General features: G+C 32.1%; 18 protein-coding genes and 1 pseudogene. 7 read left to right on the top strand and 12 right to left on the bottom strand.

Translation table 11 applies throughout. The features are described from left to right. Positions 1–390 precede the first annotated feature (390 nt). The gene (locus JCM21714_RS07585) at positions 391–573 is read right to left on the bottom strand and encodes a hypothetical protein (RefSeq protein WP_035723067.1); all 183 of its coding nucleotides are present in this window, start codon (positions 571–573) and stop codon (positions 391–393) included. Between the two features lie 142 nt (positions 574–715). Here JCM21714_RS07585 and JCM21714_RS07590 point away from each other — a divergent pair, with 142 nt between their 5' ends. Then, positions 716–1,096 carry a YhjD family protein gene (locus JCM21714_RS07590; protein WP_035723069.1) on the top strand — a complete coding sequence of 127 codons (381 nt, stop codon included), beginning with the start codon at positions 716–718 and terminating at the stop codon, positions 1,094–1,096. 445 nt (positions 1,097–1,541) lie between these two features. Here the strand turns inward: JCM21714_RS07590 and JCM21714_RS07600 are convergent, their stop codons facing one another. The 11 genes and pseudogenes from JCM21714_RS07600 to JCM21714_RS07625 form a co-directional block, all read right to left on the bottom strand. Further along, positions 1,542–3,593, bottom strand: coding sequence for a restriction endonuclease (locus JCM21714_RS07600; protein ID WP_235182683.1), 2,052 nt, complete (start codon positions 3,591–3,593; stop codon positions 1,542–1,544). Beyond that, positions 3,550–3,816 carry a hypothetical protein gene (locus JCM21714_RS21115; RefSeq protein WP_235182684.1) on the bottom strand — a complete coding sequence of 89 codons (267 nt, stop codon included), beginning with the start codon at positions 3,814–3,816 and terminating at the stop codon, positions 3,550–3,552. The genes JCM21714_RS07600 and JCM21714_RS21115 overlap by 44 nt, the downstream gene beginning before the upstream one ends. 58 nt (positions 3,817–3,874) lie before the next feature. Beyond that, entirely contained in the window at positions 3,875–4,654 is a 780-nt protein-coding gene (locus JCM21714_RS21120; protein ID WP_235182685.1) for a DEAD/DEAH box helicase family protein, read from the bottom strand. Between the two features lie 13 nt (positions 4,655–4,667). Then, the gene (locus JCM21714_RS07605; protein ID WP_035723072.1) at positions 4,668–6,626 is read right to left on the bottom strand and encodes a site-specific DNA-methyltransferase; all 1,959 of its coding nucleotides are present in this window, start codon (positions 6,624–6,626) and stop codon (positions 4,668–4,670) included. 2 nt (positions 6,627–6,628) lie between these two features. Then, positions 6,629–7,255 carry a DUF4391 domain-containing protein gene (locus JCM21714_RS07610; RefSeq protein ID WP_035723074.1) on the bottom strand — a complete coding sequence of 209 codons (627 nt, stop codon included), beginning with the start codon at positions 7,253–7,255 and terminating at the stop codon, positions 6,629–6,631. Then, positions 7,230–8,168, bottom strand: coding sequence for a C-terminal helicase domain-containing protein (locus JCM21714_RS21125; protein ID WP_235182686.1), 939 nt, complete (start codon positions 8,166–8,168; stop codon positions 7,230–7,232). Before JCM21714_RS21125 ends, JCM21714_RS07610 begins: the two co-directional genes overlap by 26 nt. Continuing rightward, positions 8,129–8,530 (bottom strand): hypothetical protein, encoded by a 402-nt coding sequence (locus tag JCM21714_RS21130; protein ID WP_235182687.1) that lies wholly within the window; start codon positions 8,528–8,530, stop codon positions 8,129–8,131. The genes JCM21714_RS21125 and JCM21714_RS21130 overlap by 40 nt, the downstream gene beginning before the upstream one ends. Positions 8,531–8,541: 11 nt before the next feature. Continuing rightward, positions 8,542–10,488 carry an SNF2-related protein gene (locus tag JCM21714_RS21135; RefSeq protein ID WP_235182688.1) on the bottom strand — a complete coding sequence of 649 codons (1,947 nt, stop codon included), beginning with the start codon at positions 10,486–10,488 and terminating at the stop codon, positions 8,542–8,544. A gap of 209 nt (positions 10,489–10,697) precedes the next feature. Next, a pseudogene (locus JCM21714_RS24690) lies at positions 10,698–10,875 on the bottom strand (ATP-binding protein); the annotation flags it as partial. A 501-nt stretch (positions 10,876–11,376) separates the two neighbouring features. After that, positions 11,377–11,817: a hypothetical protein gene (locus tag JCM21714_RS07620; RefSeq protein WP_148294994.1), complete on the bottom strand. Its 441-nt coding sequence runs from the start codon at positions 11,815–11,817 to the stop codon at positions 11,377–11,379. A gap of 4 nt (positions 11,818–11,821) precedes the next feature. Then, complete coding sequence (locus JCM21714_RS07625; RefSeq protein ID WP_035723079.1) at positions 11,822–12,637, bottom strand: ParA family protein; 816 nt, start codon at positions 12,635–12,637, stop codon at positions 11,822–11,824. Between the two features lie 911 nt (positions 12,638–13,548). Here JCM21714_RS07625 and JCM21714_RS07630 point away from each other — a divergent pair. From JCM21714_RS07630 to JCM21714_RS07645, 6 genes are all read left to right on the top strand, one after another. Further along, positions 13,549–13,761 carry a hypothetical protein gene (locus JCM21714_RS07630; RefSeq protein WP_035723080.1) on the top strand — a complete coding sequence of 71 codons (213 nt, stop codon included), beginning with the start codon at positions 13,549–13,551 and terminating at the stop codon, positions 13,759–13,761. A gap of 53 nt (positions 13,762–13,814) precedes the next feature. Next, the gene (locus JCM21714_RS24695; RefSeq protein WP_052000453.1) at positions 13,815–14,045 is read left to right on the top strand and encodes a Mov34/MPN/PAD-1 family protein; all 231 of its coding nucleotides are present in this window, start codon (positions 13,815–13,817) and stop codon (positions 14,043–14,045) included. A gap of 7 nt (positions 14,046–14,052) precedes the next feature. Beyond that, positions 14,053–14,388 carry a RadC family protein gene (gene radC, locus JCM21714_RS19170; protein WP_052000454.1) on the top strand — a complete coding sequence of 112 codons (336 nt, stop codon included), beginning with the start codon at positions 14,053–14,055 and terminating at the stop codon, positions 14,386–14,388. A 68-nt stretch (positions 14,389–14,456) separates the two neighbouring features. After that, positions 14,457–15,386, top strand: coding sequence for a DUF6744 family protein (locus JCM21714_RS07640; protein ID WP_035723082.1), 930 nt, complete (start codon positions 14,457–14,459; stop codon positions 15,384–15,386). Between the two features lie 17 nt (positions 15,387–15,403). Next, a complete protein-coding gene (locus JCM21714_RS20355) occupies positions 15,404–15,565 on the top strand; it encodes a hypothetical protein (protein WP_162833700.1) in 162 nt (53 codons plus the stop codon). Positions 15,566–15,590: 25 nt separating this feature from the next. Next, complete coding sequence (locus JCM21714_RS07645; RefSeq protein WP_035723085.1) at positions 15,591–16,685, top strand: AAA family ATPase; 1,095 nt, start codon at positions 15,591–15,593, stop codon at positions 16,683–16,685. The last annotated feature ends 5 nt before the right edge of the window (positions 16,686–16,690 follow it).

Genomic DNA, 16,690 nt, shown 5'->3' on the forward strand with positions numbered 1-16,690 from the left:
TCGTACTTTTAACTTTAGCAGAAATGGGTTCTTTTTTCATTTTTTAAGTGAATGATGTTTTGGTTACAACCCTCATTAAAACAAGGGATTTGACTGTTTTAAAATTTTTTATGAATAATTCAGGATTAAGTAATATATTACATTTAAAGTTCAGATTATGATGGTTTATTAACATACTGTTTTCTTATTAATTCGTTGTTATACATATACTTACCTCAGTCCCAATATACTTTCAAAAAAGTAAAAAAACATAAGATTCATTTTACCAAAATCAATAGAATCTCCGCTTCATCTCTGCATTAGATACATAGACATTTAAAAGATCTTTTTAAGATCTGGAAGAGCAATTAATAATACGAAACTAACGGGAAAAAATAAAAAAGACACCAATTATTTAAGTGCCTTCTTCAATAACTCTCTTGTTACTTTTTGATTTAATGTATTTGCCAAATACTCTAACATTTTTTCTTGTTGATATTTTTCATCTGTCATAAATCGAATAAAATGTTCTCGGTCTGCTTCTGGGATGTTCTTTGAATCCTTTTCAACCATTTTCAAATATTCATCATTCAACAGAATAACCTCCAATTTCACTATGACATGTATACTTATTTGACATAATATATAAAATTCCTTCCAATTATTTTATATTGTATAAATTACTTCACATAGCGTATAATAAGAACAAATGTTCTTATTACTGAGGTGAAATATTATGCGAAACATAACTGATGAAGAATTTAAAATCGCTAGCCGGTATTTGTTTTTAAGTATGGCCATTGAAGTCATTCAGAAGGATTTAAACACATTACGTAACAACAGCATTTTTAAAATTAATGAACCTTACATAAAGTTATTGGAAGTAGCTGAGAGAAAAGCTATTGAGGAAAGAAAAAAGCTGAAGCAACAAATGCATATTAATCAATTAAAAGTGTTACTGACGGATAGATCAGAGGGGGGGTTTACCGAGTATACTTATTATGCTAAACGTAAAGAGGAAAAGCGAAGGTATTTTAATCCGGCTATAAGGAAAAAGGTGCTGCTGATCTTGCGAGATCTGTTACGAGTACAAGTTAAGCCCATAAAAGAAACATAAAAGTAAAATATATATCCATCTGAATAAATTAATAGTCAGGATAAATTTACGCTTTCTATCAGGACATCCATCTTGCCTTAGGAGATAACATTTTCACAATCATTATTTGAAGTACTTCATATCAATATTTTAATAAAACAAAAGAGTAACATCTTTCACTTAGATTAATGAACTGTTTTTTTTGATTGCGTTACCCTTTTGTTACCCCCCCATACCTGTTTTGTCGGATATTGGTAAATGGGATTAAATAGACACCCCACTTTCCAACCATGTTTTTCTAAAATTGAGCATACTCTATACTCAAGCAAAAACCTTGTTTTCTTAATTTTTTCAACATACTTGTTCTTAATTATATGCATCCATACACCCCGTGCTTATTTAATTTTAAAGAAATAGGAGTCAACTATTACTTAAGTTGACTCCTAAAAATAATTGTTATACGTTTTTATATTTTTTCCATTACATCAAGTAGACTTTGATAACTATCCACTTCGTGGTATTTTACTTTATTCGTTGAAATACTATTAAATACTCTTTTAGCACAAGCAATTTTTGCCTTCTCAATTGGGCGGATATCAAGACTACTCATGCTACCTTTTGTTTCAGCTATAAAGTAGATATGTTTAACAGCACCTTGGTAAAATGCAATGGCCCAATCGGGTGAGTAATTTCCAACAGGTGTTGGGATTGCAAATCCTTTTGGTAATTTTGCGTATACACTGACTTCGTCAGCTATATCCATATCTTCTGCGAATTTCCGCTCAACGCTTTTCTCTGCTATACCGTCTGTAAAGACATAGTCTTGCACATGCTTTTTCGCTTTAAATGCTTTTGTAAAATCTGCTGATCCTTTATCAGTAGTAAATATTGTACTATCATACTGCTTATCAATTTGATTGTATTGAATGTGTTCTACAATCATGGTTGCTTTTTGTTCCTTAATTAAGCGAATTGCTTTAGTGATAAATTCTTCAGGGTTTTGTTTAAACAATGCAAATATGTGATTTTGAATACCTGATAAAATTTTCACTACTGTTCTCCTAGTCAGTGTAGTACCTTCAGCAATCTTCCCAACAAGGTCATATTTAATCTGGCTAGTTGCTGCATGTTGCAGTGTTTCTGTTCTTGATTTTAGTGATTTAAAACTTTCTTTACGTTCTATAGAGTGCTCATCTAAATTTGCATTTTGTTGACCAGAAGTAACTGTATATTTTAATTGGGTTACTGACATATTTTCGTTGATATGTCTTATGCATTTTTGAATCAGTTCATCGCTATCAAATTCAACAGAATAGGCATATTGATGGTTAATGTAACCCCCCCACAATTCTTTGAATTCCTTTTTATAAAAGTTATCATTTAAAGGATTTTCTGTAATCTTTGTCTTATTTCCATTATCAATCATTTCTTTTAGTACATTCTCATCAAATACACTTTGAATTAAAGTATGAATACCTTCTCCCAGATTTTTTATACCTTCTGGTAAAGGAGATAATAACTCATTTTTCAAGTCGGTTCTGTATTCATTGGTAACACTGTCATTATCATCAATATAATCATTCTTAATAAGGTACCGATAAATATCCCTGGCTTGATTAGCGTCTATTACCACTGGTTGTTCATCAACAATAATTGTTTTACCAGAAAAGTATTCAGGAGTAGCTTTAGTTGGACGATCATACAGTGCTTCTTTAATACCTGTCTGCAAATCTGCAACAAAGTCTTTATAACCTTCACTTGCAACAACAGTTAACACATTTATAGAGTGGACTGCATCGCCTATTTTTTCTAGGTCCATTCGCTCTCCGTTTTGATTTACGCATAAACGAAGTCCACGGCCAACTTCTTGGCGCTTTTGTATCGGGCTTATCCCTCCATGTTTTAATGTACATATTTGAAAGACATTAGGGTTGTCCCATCCTTCTCGGAGAGCAGAATGCGAAAAGATAAAACGAACAGGCTCTTTAAAGTCAAGAAGTCGTTCTTTGTTTTTTAGTATCAAATCATAGGCTGAAATATCATCACTTTCATCAGACCCTCTTTTAGTAGGACTATCCACTTTACGTCCATGTTTATCAATACTGAAATATCCCGTATGAGTCGTATTAGGGTCTATTCCTTTTAAATATCGAACGTATGGTGTATCTTCGAGTGTAATGTAATCATTCAGTACATTAATATACTCTTGTTCGAACATCTCTCCATACTCAGAGTTTTCTTCTTCACCATCCACGTTATATACACGGTATTTAGCTACTTCGTCGATAAAAAATAAAGAAAGGGTCTTAATGCCAAATTCAAATAGTTGCTTTTCCTTTTCAAAGTGAGAAATGATTGTTTCCCTTACTTGTATCCTACGCATGTCTCTTTCGGAAACATCACCTACAACTTCGCCGCGAGAGAGTATTTCTCCATTAGTAAAAGTAACAGTACCGCTTATAGGGTCAATTTCGCTAATCAGATATCCCCCTGTACTGTTCCAATTTTTTTGATTCATGGTAAAGATCATCGCCCACGTCAAGAATACGTGTTTCACGGTTTATAGATTTATTATATTTAATCTCAAGTTCTATTTTTACTCTTGGCGGCTTATTTGATGAAATTATAATGTTCTCCAGATACAAGAATTTATCCGTTCCTCTGAAATTCTTTACCTCAAAACCTTTCACTTCAATTTTTTTCACTAATTTCTTGTTATAGGCATCTACAGCATCTAACACATATACTAGGTTATGCTTATGGGTATGAGTAGCAGAATAATTCAAACTAAACAACGGATCAAAATTCGCTAATGCTTTCTGTGTCTTTTCTCCCCCCCATCTTTTGAGGCTCGTCCAAGATAAGTATAGGTTGATTTGCTTTTATAACGTCAATTGGCCTTCTGCTTCCAAAGTCATCTAATTTTTCGTATATACGACGAGCTTCTTTACTTCTTCCTCCTTCTTTCATTGTTGTGTTAAACGCTTGTATATTGATTATCATTACGTTTATTCCTGCATTAGAACTAAAACTATCAAGATCTGTAAGGTTCTTACTGTTGTAGATAAAGTATCGTATTTTTTTTCCATAGTGCTCTATAAAATGTTCTTGTGTTATTTCAAAGGATTTTTTTACCCCCCCTTCACGTATGGCGATCGAAGGGACAACTATAATAAATTTACTCCATCCGTACTTTTTGTTTAGTTCAAAAATAGATTTAATGTAAGCATATGTTTTACCAGTACCAGTTTCCATTTCTACATCTAAACTACATCTTCCTAAACCACTCACTATTTTTTCAGATTGCTTTATATTATTATGAGCTTGCATATTCTTGATGTTCAAAAGTAGTTGGGAGTCTGTTAATGTCAAATCTGCATTTTTGAAACCGGTATTCTCATCCACATCTGCCAATTCCAGATCAGAAAACAAAGATGTTTGATAGGCTTGTTTTTTCTCTTTTATTCCTATATCTCTTACATAGTTAACTCGACTGCTAAAAGGTTGAGCTTCAAAAATTTGGACTACACTATTTACTGCTTCAGTTTGATATTGTTGGACTTTAAATTTAAACTTCATCTGGACACCTCCTCTACAGTACCTTTCTTACTGTAGTAGGACTATACGTTTCAAAAATTTGGTCAAAGTTAGTTGCCACGCTGTCGTTTGCTATACTACTATCACGGAATACCGCATAATAAGGATTCCTTTTGGCAATTTCAGTAATCACTTCACTGGTAACTTCGTTTTCAAAGCATGCAATTAAGTAACCTTCGGCCACGGTGAATACTTTTTTACCACCTATTGTCATTTCTTCAATTTTGCTCGATAGTAACACTCCTAGATCTAACATAACTTGGAATAATAGATCTTCAGGAGTACGATCTATCTTTATATTATTTTCAAGTTCAGATATCAAGTCTTGCGTATACTCTGTAGGGTGATAGTAAACATCCTGCATGTTAGTAGAATCAACTTTCAATACGCGAAAACCAATATCTAATTTTCCGACTACTTCAAAGTTATCTTCCAATATTTTTTTTCCTGCAAGTCGGATTCGTTCTTTTCCAATTTGAGATATTGTTTTATACCTTGCTTTAAAAGCAGCAGATTTAACATCCGTTTCTTCTGCTAACTGAACCATGATAAACTTACGATTACCGTCATCTTCAGCATTTAACTCCATAACAGCATGTGCAGTTGTCGCGGAACCAGAAAAGAAATCCATAACAATTGAATTCTCATCTGTACCAGTAATTATAAGTTTTTTAATTAACTCAACTGCTTTAGGAAAATCCATGATACTAGTTCCAAATAAATCCTTAATAACTTTTCTTCCGTAATCGTTTGTTATTTCTTTATCTGTCCAGAGTGACTTAATTAAAGTTTTAGCAACATTTCCATTTGGGTCCGAAAGGTAGTCCTTTCGATAAATCCTCCATTCTTCCCCCCCAGACTTTTCAGCAATAAGAAGATTATTTTCTTTTAAAACTTTTTGCTTCGCCCATGTCCAACATGTTTTAGTTCCATCAGGAGCATCAGGCCAAACTTCATCAGTGAATGTTTCATCTTTTGTTAACGAAACTTGTCCATTTTTCGGATTAACGTATAAAGCATAATATAGATTTGGCCTAGTTACAGGATTAAACGATTGATTTCGATTCCTTAATCCAAGGATTCTATATTTACCAAAGGAATCTACTTTGTTATACTCCTCAATCATCCTTCCTTCTTTTGGAACACCACCCATTGTAGAAGAAAGTTGAATGTTTTTACCATAGATTAGGATAGATTCATGAGTTCTTGCAACAAATTTATCCAGATGTCTGCCACGAGGATTCAACTGTACAGCCAAAGTTGCAATATGATTAGACTTTCCAAAAAGTTCATTACAAACCTTTTGAGCATTCTCAAGTTCATTGTCATCTATACTAATAAAAATGATCCCATCATCAGTTAGTAAATTCTTTGCTAATTTTATACGGGGGGGATAAAACATGTTTATCCAATCGGTATGAAATCTTCCATTGCTTTCTAGATTTTGTACAAGACGATTACCTTCTTCATCAAACTGCCCACTATTAGCAAGATAGAAATCATGGTCAATTCTAAAATCATCTTCATAGATAAAATCGTTACCAGTGTTGTATGGTGGATCAATATAAATCATTTTAACCTTTCCCAGATAAGTTTCTTGCAACAATTTAAGAGCTTCTAGATTATCTCCCTCAATATATAGATTTTCGGTGTAATCGAAACTTAAACTTTCTTCTCTACAAGGACGTAAAGTTTTGGTAATAGGAGCATTAGCTAGTAATATCGAATTTTTTTTATCTGGCCAAGTGAATTGATAACGCTCCTCGGGTCCCTCCACTATAAAATCGGAAAGTTCTTGTTGTAGCAAAACAAAATCAATAACCTTTTCTACTATCGGAGTGCCATCTTCATTATGACCTTTAATTACTTCCGTCAATGTGTTAGGAAATAACTCACCGATTTTACTAGCGTTATCCTTTATTTTGTTCAAAGAATGCATTTTTAGTTTATCCATTATCATTCTCCTTTTTCTTGAGCTAATTTTTCCTTTAATTCTTGAAGACGAGTAAATTGTTCAAAACGTTGTTTAGGCTGTTTTTCTTTTCGTGATCTTTTTTCTAATCTTTTAATTTCTTTTTGTAATTTTTGAATATAGTCTTGTTTTTGCAGTTTTTCTTCTACGGTAATGTTATCAGTATTAGAAATAACATTCTTTTTCAAAGTAATTTGTTCGATATATTCATCCCAAATGATATCAAGATTAAGACCTTTCGCGATCAGGTTTATTTCTTCTAATGGGATCCAATTTGTTTTATAAAGTTTGTTATAAAAGATTGCCAATTGTCCTTTATCTTGAAAATTCAATAGAAATATCAATTTATGAGCATTTTGACGTGCTATATTTTCAACAATACGATAATCTATTTCCTGTTTTTTTAACTCAATAGATAGAACAAGGATTTCTGATGTTTCTTTGCCTTTATCAACGTTTAAAGTATCTGATGATAGTTTGAATTCCAATACTATCCGTTTAATATCTGAAACAAATTTTTCTTTTATATCACTTTTGAGGTTGAGATTCTTGTAGAATGCATCTTTGGGTATAATACGCTCCACTTTAGCTTTGCTTGGAAATCTGAGCATCGTCTAACACCACCAAGAAGCATAATAACTCAAAGTCATCCAGACCAGATATATTATTAGCTAAAAATGTAGTTTGTCCAGCACCAAAGAAACTGTCTAAATCACTTTCTTCTTTAACTGTAATAATAGATGAAATTGCTTGCTGAAGCAGATTAGACATTCGTTCCATCCTTCTTCCATCATTTGTTTCTTGATTGAAGATATGGCACGCCTCCATATCGGGCTCTTTTCCATCACGTGAAAGATACCGCATCATATCAAGTATTGCTTTCGGTTCAAGGTGATTTATTATTACGACACCATCATCACCAATATAGACAATGTAGAATGGATGAAGCCTATTATGACTTTCGACATCTCCAATTCTATTTATGTTTTTTAATACAAAAATCACTCCAGGTTTTCCCCCCCCATATACTACTGCATGAATGCCTGATGGAGTCCGTTCCAAATTCGGATTTTCTTTTATATAAGCAAGTAAGTCCATTCTGAATTCATTTAAACCCAAGTCCATTATGGATATTCCAGTGGTCATTTCCTCTAAATCTACAACCTCATTCTGAAGTCTTTCCAACTGTTTACGCCGATATATTAAATCTCCACTCTCATCTTGATTTATATAATCATCATCACCCGTGGAGGTCATTACAGATATACGCATTCTTGACTCTACACGACTCTTTAAGTTGATGTAATCATCTAACGCTATATCTGGCCAAAAGTTCACTAATTGAATCACTGAATTTTTACTTCCAATACGGTCAACTCGTCCAAAACGCTGGATAATACGTACTGGGTTCCAATGAATATCATAATTTATACAGTAGTCACAATCTTGTAGGTTTTGTCCTTCTGATATACAATCCGTTGCTATTAAAATATCAATATTATTTTTGTCATTTGGTGTAACCAATTCTTTATCCTTTGAAATTGGGGGGAAAAACAAGTTAAAATAGTGTTCATATCATTTGGAAATTTTTTAATAGTTGTTTTGTCAGTTGATCCCGTAATTAACGCAGTATTCAAACCATATTGATTTTTAACAAACTCACTTACATTTTCGTACAGGTATTCTGCTGTGTCAGAAAAAGCAGTGAAAACAATAACCTTTTTATTTTCCTTATTTATAGGATTATCAATTTTGTTTTCTATGACATTCAATAATTCATTAAGTTTTGAATCGTATTCTGGTGTTATATCCTCAATCATTAGGATTAACAATTCAAGGACCTCTTTATCTGCGGTTAAATCCCTTTTCCATGATAAGTAATCCATATCATTGATGTCTATTCTAAACTTTTTCCTACCCAAAATATATCTATGTTTTGATCATCTAAATCCAAATCATTATAATCGATATCTCTAACAGTAATTTCTGCATTTGAACGGAACTCTTCTATTGTTTTAATCGTCTTGATAATTTGGCCATAAATTCGTTTAACTGTCAATTTAAAGGAATGAACTGAACTCTCCATCCTTTTCAGCAAGTTAATGCTCATTAAACGACGGATTCCTTCCTCACGTCCACTTTGAGTTAAACGTCTACTGTCTTCCGAATCCAAATCCATATAATTACTTAACCTACTAGGAAGAATATAGTTCGTAGGAGTATAAATAGATAAGTTTAAACCAGCTAATTGTTCATATATTTGTTCATAGTTAATTGCATTATTCAATGTTGTCAATTTTGGACGTTTAGAAATTGGTTCTTTTCTTTGCGGGAATGTACCAACTTCAGTAGTATCATAATAACGCTGTATGTGTTTTCTTGAACGCGCTATTGTTACACTATCTAATACCTCAAAAAAATCAAAACTTAACTGTTTAAGCAATGTATCCGTAGTTCGAAGTTCAGGTGGTTGCTTACTCCAATTGTTATAGATTCTTTGGGCTTGTTTAAAAATCGAATCAATATCTGACTTAATGTTGAGCTTTGAATTGATTAGCTCTGTTTTACCCTCATATGCCAAAGCAAGTTGATTTCTCAAATCATAAAACCGATTATTAACAGGGGTAGCAGAAAGCATCAAAACTTTAGTTGTTACTCCTGAACGTATAACTTTGTTCAGTAATTTTAAATACCGATTTTCCTTTTCATCAAATTCACCGTTTGTTGTGCCTCCGTTACGAAAGTTGTGTGATTCATCTATAACCACTAAATCGTAATTCCCCCCCCAGTTGATTCGATCAAGGGCCAAACCAATTGCAGAATCTCCACGCTCACGAGATAAGTCTGTGTGAAATAAAACATCATATCGTAGACGGTCTTTTTCAAGTGGATTGTTGATTAGGTTTCCTCTAAAAGTCATCCAGTTATCTTTCAGTTTTTTAGGACATAGAACCAAAACGTTTTTGTTGCGGTTTTCATAGTATTTTATCACTGCCAGCGAAGTAAAAGTTTTACCAAGACCAACACTATCAGCTAGAATACACCCGTTATACGTTTCAAGTTTATTGATTATTGCTAGTGCAGCGTCTTGTTGAAAATTGTAAAGTTTGTTCCAAATAACACTATTTTTAAAACCAGTTGCATCATTTGGCAGCACATCATCTGTTATATCATCTAGGAATTCACTAAAAATATTAAATAGAGTTAAAAAGTAGATCAATTCCGCCGGATTTTCCTGATAAACCTCTGAAATAGTCTCAATCACTTCTTCTGTAACATCTTGAAGACGCTTATCATCATCCCAAACATTTTCAAAGAGTTGAACGTATTCACTACTAAATGGTGCATCAAATTTATTTATCATATTGTAGGCGTTCTTACCTTTCTCACAACCTATATCAACTCTTGTGAATCCATTTAGGGGCATGTATGTTAACTTCTGGTCATCTTTATTCTCAACATTTAAGAATCCACCCATATTATCTTGTGTTGAGTTAGATTTAAAGGTTACCTTTTTCCTAATCCAATCCGCACACTCTTTAGCAATAGCCTTCTGGGTTAATTTATTTTTGAGTTTTACTTCAAATTCAGTACCATATAGACCTGTTTCTCTTTTTAATCGCGGTATGTAGAATTCTCTTTTTTCCTTTGGAAACTGTTCTGAAGCAAAAGTAGGAGATGTAAAAATAAAACGTAAGGAGTCTATTTTACTTAACTGTTTCTTTAATTCTTGGTAAGCATAGATGGAAAAATAACCAGCTGCAATAGAAATACGACTATTTGGTAGTATAACCTGCTCTAAATCATCTTTTACTACTTTCGTAGTATTGTTAAATACCTTCATTTTGTACACACCCCCCCCTAAAAGGTAATCACCTGTTCAATAAATTTATGATACAATTATATCAAATTTTATAGTATATTCATCCCACAAACAGTAATTTTATAAATTCAGAAAAAAATTATCGGATTTATAAATGATAAACAGTTCCCACACGTATGAAGAGTTACTCAAGGAAGTGTCGGCAAGAATCTCCAGTTATGTTCACCAATGAGAACTCGGTCTATGATGGTAGTAGCTATTTTTGACGTCCTGAAACATATCTCCTCATTGTTAAAATTTGTATTTTGTAGTTAAAATTGTACTTTTCTTTTCATATATCACATCAAGTTGCTGGAAAAACAACTTGAAGTCTTCAAAATCAATTGGCAAGTAGCCAATTTCATCGACCTCTCTTTATGCGAGAAAAAATATTTTTCCTATTTTAACTTTTAGCTTATTATGGATTACTTTTTTCTAACTGCTTGCTATATAATCAAATAAGGAGGGGTTATAATTTTTGTCCTTTTCCCATTTTACTGATCAACTCTTTCCTGTATCAGATTCTGGTACAGGAAAAAATTGCTCCATGATGGACAAGGATAACCGACTACCCAAAATAAATAGATGTCGGTTATTGATAATCTATTTATTAATGATGCTGTTCATGTTTATAGAGATCCATGTGATCCCTTATATTGCTTCTTGCTAATTTTGGTGTATCATCTAGTTTTTTAAATAGACTTCCTTGTATTTAAAGGTGTTTTCCCATTATATTATCCAATGCTTGTTTCTCGAGACCATGCTTATATGGAATAAGACTTCTTAATATTTAATATTATATATGTTTACATTTACTTAAACGTTTTATGTTACTTTTTATTACACACAATAACTTACATTATATTAATACTAATCAATTTCTTCTTCCAATTCATCTAATGCCTGTTCTATTGCAAAATTAATAAATTCCGTTTTGAAGCCATGACTTTTCCCAGCTAGTTTATCTAATCTTTTTGATAATTCCTTCTTGACATGAAAGGTCCTTCTGATATGTGTATCCTCGACTTTTTGAGGTTTCAACTTTGCTTTTAATTGTTTTTTCTTTTCTTCCTTATCACTTTTATCCTCTTCCGTTTCACTAATAGTATTAACACTTGCACTAGGTTCTTCTTTTGTATTTTTAGCAGCATTTGTTGTAGATTCTGTTTGTGATTTTTCGTCTTTTACAGGAGTATTCTTTTCTTCTACTACTTCCCTTTCTAGTAATTCATCCTGTGGGTTTTTCCCCCCCTTCTTTTTTTCCTGCATTTTCTTCATTTTTTCCTGTAATTGTTGTGTTGTATTCGCCATGTTTTTATTCAGTCCTTTCAATTCGAGCCAACAGTTCTTTGTAGAAATCCTTATACTCTTTAATTGCATCATTTAATTCTTTATTGTCTGCATTAAATCCGAAAACTGGTAATCTACCTGTACTAGCCTTCCTTGTAATAATAGTATTAAACACTAACTCAGGATAATCACTTTCTATTAATTCGTTAAACATTTTAGCATCAGATCGTCTTTTATCAGTTAATGTCCTTAATATACCTAGTTTCCTCAACCCTTTATTATAGGTTCTCTCCTGGATGGATTGGGCAGACTCAATGGATTTGAAGAAATTTTCAATAGCAGAATAGCAATATTGCGAACATTCATACATAGTCACTACATAATCACTAGCAATCAGAGCATTTGTAGTTTGTTCTGATAAAGCAGGGGGGGGTGTATCAATTAATATATAGTCGTAATCATCTTTAATAGAATCTAAAGTTAGCTTTAATTGTTCATATGCTTTCCCGTTTAAATCAAATGTATCTCCGAAATAATCATTTGTATAAATCCATTTTGGAAATAAGGCTAAATAATTATTTGCTGGTATCAAATCAATTTTTTCATCTGCCTTATAAATATATTCTTTTGGATTTTTTGTAATGATAGCTTCAAATATAGATTTATCTTCAAATTCATTGGAAGATAAACCTGATAAAGTTTCTGACACATTTCCTTGAGAATCCATATCCACAACTAACACTTTGTATCCATCTTTAGCAAATAAATGAGATACGACACCAACTGTTGTGCTTTTGCCAACACCGCCTTTTTGTAATCCAAAAGTAATGACCTTACTCATATTAATCTCTCCTTCGATTTTTACTATAATCCTATTCTAATCGAAATCCGTCAACTATCTCAACGTTTTTATATAATTAATTTTAAAATTTTAAGATTATGTTTTTTATATGTATACATTTATGTAATATTAAACGTTTGTTTATTATGAACATAATAAGTATAAAAATCATTATTATATTCATTAACTATAAAATGAATTGTTTTTTTATAAAATTAATTAAACTATTTATATTACGTAATTATATGTTTAATTAATTAATGGCTATAATAAGGAGATGTAATTCGAAAAGTAACTTCATAATGATCTCTCCTTTGATTTTTCATTAAAATCCTACCCTAATAGAAACCCATCGACTATCTCGCATTTTCTATAATATTAAATTCAGAAAATTAATATTAAGTTTCATAATATGTATACATTTATGTAATATTAAACGTTTGATTATAAATAATATATTATATATAAGTATTAATTTAATATTAATCAATTATAACATTATTTGTTTCTTTATAAAATTAAGTAATTAGATAAAATTACTTATCAGTATATATAAAATATTATTTAATCTAATAAAGAAACGTAATATAAAAAGTAAGTTTATAAAACTTTGTATAAAAAGTATTTGATATATGTTAAATACTTTGCTATGATTTACTTGTATTATTATTTTTTTATTCACTCTTTGAGTGGTTGCGCATCCTCTATTTCAAGAGGAAAGGCATCGTAAAATGTATTTAATGTCCTCATTTACAGAGTGCATGAACGATTAAAATTATTTTGTTATGTAGTAAATTTATAAAAAAATAGATTGATATATTAAAACATTTCTTGATTTTCTATGTGCGTTTGCATGTAGGCAAGGAATGTTTTTTATTTATATAAAAAATCAAAAAGAAAGGAGTTTAAAAATGAGCTTAGAACACCCTGACATTACTCAAATGAATCAGCGTGGTTATATATCACAAAATGATCCATTGGATGATGTACTTCCAGTCCGTATTGCAAATTGCTTTATTTGTGATGAAACGATCACCAATGAAAATGAAGTAGATGCAATGGAATATGAAGGAGAAAATTATTGTTGCAAAGAGTGTCTAATCGAAGATATTCAACAAATTTAGATTTTATAAAGAAGAGAGAAAATTCAAAAGAAATTTTAAAGGGAGAGATATAAATGAGAGATTTATTCATTAATTTAGTAGGGGGGGAAAAAGAAGGAATAGCTATTTCAGAAGCAGTATCACAATATGATTTATTCGATGTTACTGTGGAAGAATTAATGCAGATTGAAGGTGTGGGTAGAGTAAAAGCAGAAAGAATATTTAACGCTATTAACTTAGGAAAATATGCTATTGCTCATAAAGAGGATAAATATATTATCCGTTCCCCCAGAAGATGCAGCTGATCATTTAATGAATGAAATGAGGTATTTAAAACAAGAGCATTTTGTTGCATTGTTTTTAGATACGAAAAATAAAGTAATACACAAAGAAACTGTATTTATAGGGTCTTTGAATGCTTCCATTGTTCATCCACGTGAAGTATTTCGTATTGCTATTAAGAAAGCGAGTGGTTCTATTATCGTGTGCCATAACCATCCAAGTGGAGATCCCATTCCGTCAAACGAAGATGTACAGGTAACAAAGAGATTGAAAGAATCAGGGAAAATGATTGGAATTGAAGTATTGGATCATATTATTATCGGTGATGGTAATTTTATTTCCTTAAAAGAAAAAGGTTATCTCTAAAGAGAAGAAACAGTCAAGCGGCTTTACTAGTTGCTTGACTTATTTTTTATAGAAAGGGAGAGATGTTAATGAGTGTAAATGAAAACATTCGTAACGGAAATGTCGTAGCAATGGAAAGTAAAGGTGAAGGTGCTTTAGGTAGCATCTTTTGGTATTCCATCCACTCAGAAGTGGAAGTCACTCGGGAGGATCTATCTAAACTGTTCGATAACATTGGAATCGATCACTCCTGGTTACCAAATGAAATTAGACCATCTGACGCTTTCAGGAGAACTACAACAGAAATTCAAAAGAAGAAAGTACCAACCAAAAATCCTAATATATTGCAAAACTTCTTAACAAGAGAAGTATATGCGGACACGAAAACGGTACAACGAAATATTGTTGTTGAAGAAGTAGATCAATCAGGCAAACGATTAAACTATCGTGTCGATGCTGCCATTATTGAATTGGATAAAAAGAATGGCACGTTTAAAGTAATTGCCAAAGATAGTGAAGAACTAGCAAAGGAGTTAGCACATCAATCCAAACATAAATTTGAACGCTATATGCGGTTTTACTCGTCACAGCAATTACGTGTGATGGTGTCGAAATATCTTTCCTCTTTAGCACCCACAGCTGTAAGACCAAATGGTGGAGTTTATTTTGTACCTGCTTCTTTTACGAATGAATTAAAGATGTTACAGCAATTATGTACGGATCTTCATTCAGAAGGTGTAGTTATACCATTGTATGACACATCAGATAATCGTGATATGGTGCTTAAAAAACTTGAAAATGAATTTATGCAAGCCTTAGCAAGATGCCAGGAGCTTGAAAATATGGATGTGCCGAAGAAGAAAATTCAAGATGCGATTGAAGATGCAAAACGAGTAGCTAACACCTATAAAAATTATCGGGATAACATTTCATTACATGTTGAGTCCTTAGAAGATCAGTTAGACGATTTACGTGCAAGTGCTATGGCACTTACCAATAAATATGTCAATAGAAAATAATAAAGGAGAGTATAGTTATGCCATTAGAATTTTTTAATACCGTACTTGGGCGCAATTTCTATGAAGGCGATGTTCCTAAAATAGCTGCCAGTTTAGAAAAAATTGCTTCTGAGATAGAGAGAGGTAATGACTTAAAAGAAGTTGAATTAAATCATAAAAAAAGAGAGTTAAATAGATAAAAAAATTAAAGGAGAGATTATTATTATGTCTAAAATTCAAGATATTCAAGCAGCGTTAAATCAAAAATACTATGAAAGAGAAGGAGAAGTCGAAGCGTTATTGACAGCTATGTTATCTAAGCAACACGTTTTATTCATTGGTGATGCAGGAACAGGTAAATCTCAACTTTCTAGTGAATTAGGAAATATTGTTCAAGGGAGTAACTATTTTCAATGGTTACTTTCCCAATTTTCCACTCCTGAAGAATTATTCGGAGTATTATCACTAAAAGAATTAGAGCAAGGGGGGGTTTACAAGCGAAATACAAGTCATAAGCTACCTGAAGCTCATTTTGGTTTCTTAGATGAAATCTTTAAAGCAAATAGTGCTATTTTAAACAGCTTACTTACTATCATCAATGAACGGTTGTTTTATAATAACGGTTCACCAGTACAAACTCCTTTGATGAGTATTGTTGGTTCATCTAATGAGTATCCCGAAGAAGGGGAAGGGTTAGAAGCCTTGTTTGATCGTTTTCTGCTACGTTACGAGGTAGATTACATCAAGGAAGAAAAAGCATTTATTTCTTTATTAAAAGGAGATAACAATGTTCAAATTCCTACCATAACATTGGATGAATTAAAACAATACCAATCGGAAGTAGCGCAAATAATTATTCCAGATAATGCAATAAACACGTTGGCTACTATCCGTACAGAATTAAAAGATGAAGGTATCAGACCATCTGACAGAAGATTTAAACAATCACTTTCACTATTGCAGGCAAAAGCTTTTATTGATCAACGTACGCAAGTAGTCTTAAAAGACTTAGGACTTTTAAGTAATACACTTTGGGAAACACCTGAACAACGAAACACCGTTCGTGATATTGTGTATGACCATTGTTCGGATGTAAACGAAGTAAAGTTTGAACAATTGAAGCAAAACGCAAATGAGTTAATTGAGTTATTGCATAGTGATATAGCTAAAGACGAGTTAGAAATTATGAAAAAATTAAAAGCTCTAGCTGATGAAGTGGCTAAGATCCAATTAGATGATGCGACAAAACAACAGCAATTTGTCGATTATCTAAAGAATACGAGGGATGAATACGCTACTAAACAGCTAGGTATATTTTAGAAGAA

The organism is Gracilibacillus boraciitolerans JCM 21714 (assembly GCF_000521485.1).
Taxonomy (GTDB): Bacteria; Bacillota; Bacilli; order Bacillales; family Amphibacillaceae; genus Gracilibacillus; species Gracilibacillus boraciitolerans.